The organism is Moorena sp. SIO3B2, assembly GCF_010692525.1.
GTDB classification, from domain to species: Bacteria; Cyanobacteriota; Cyanobacteriia; order Cyanobacteriales; family Coleofasciculaceae; genus Moorena; species Moorena producens.
In genome coordinates this window covers 1-1,175 of the sequence record NZ_JAAHHE010000944.1, presented here as the reverse complement: position 1 = coordinate 1,175, position 1,175 = coordinate 1, and the positions used below count along the sequence as shown (strand labels likewise).

Here is a 1,175-nt window from a genome sequence, read left to right as displayed (position 1 = left end):
CAAATGGCTACGATCCTCCCTGGTCATCAGGTGTGCAAGAATCTGGCTGGATGGCTTATGGGAAGCATATCGCGGCTCGGCTCAACATCACCCCAAAGGATTCATTGTTGGAAGTTGGGTGTGGTGCGGGTGCTTTTCTCTATCCGTTTTACCAACAAGGAAACCCCGTCGCGGGAATTGACTACTCAGCTAACTTGGTCAAAATTGCCCGAGTGGCCATGCCCCAAGCCACGATTAGCCTAGGAGAAGCAATTGATCTACCAAGAGACCGTCAATTCGATGTTGTGGTGTCAGGGGGAGTCTTCCATTATTTCCCAACCTATGAGTATGCAGCAGAAGTACTCCGGGGCATGGTTCAAATCGCCCAGAAAAGTATCGGCGTTCTTGATCTTCCTGATCTGTCTAAGCAGGAAGCAGCAATCAGTGCCCGGAAAGCAGCCATCGGAGATGCGGAATATGAGCAGAGGTATCGGGGACTCGATCATTTATACTACAGCAAGGACTGGTTCCAACAAGTTCTAGCAACTGAGTCGGTTGAAGTAACGACTGAAGATCAGTGCCTTCAAGGCTACGACAATAGCAAATATCGTTTCAATGTCTTGATCCATAAACACTAATGAAAGTAGAAACAGCTGTTATTCTAGCTGCTGGCATGGGCATTAGACTGCAGAAACTAGGGCAATCGGCTCCTAAAGGATTTCTCCAGTTGGGAGAGCAACCCATTATTGAGGAATCCATAGAGCGCCTGACTGCCTGCGGTATCCAGCGCATCATCATTGTCACTGGTCATTTATCTGACTTTTATGAGCGTCTCCAGCAACGTTTTAATGATCAGATATTGACGGTTCATAACCCACACTATGCCGAATCAGGTACCATGTATTCCCTCTATTGTGCCCGTGAGCTGATTGAGGGTGATTTTCTATTGTTGGAATCAGATCTGATTTACGAAAAGCTTGCTTTGACAGCAGTCTTGAACTTTCCTAAAGACAATGTCGTCTTGCTATCTGGTAAAACCAATGCTGGCGATGAAGTGTATGTGGAAACCTCAGGTGAGACAATCGTTGCGATGTCTAAAAATAAGGCTGAACTGGGGAGTCAAATTGCCGGTGAATTGGTCGGTATTTCCAAAATATCCCAGCCTTTGTTTCAAAGTATGTTGGCCCAAGCCACCG

2 protein-coding genes are annotated in these 1,175 nt (G+C 46.7%); both read left to right on the top strand.

Translation table 11 applies throughout. From position 1 onward, the window contains the following. On the top strand, nt 1-617 hold a 617-nt coding region (locus tag F6K38_RS42555; RefSeq protein ID WP_287360914.1), incomplete at its 5' end, for a class I SAM-dependent methyltransferase. Then, nucleotides 617-1,175: phosphocholine cytidylyltransferase family protein (locus F6K38_RS42550; RefSeq protein ID WP_287360913.1), on the top strand; the 559-nt coding region annotated here is incomplete at its 3' end. The genes F6K38_RS42555 and F6K38_RS42550, both read left to right, overlap by 1 nt.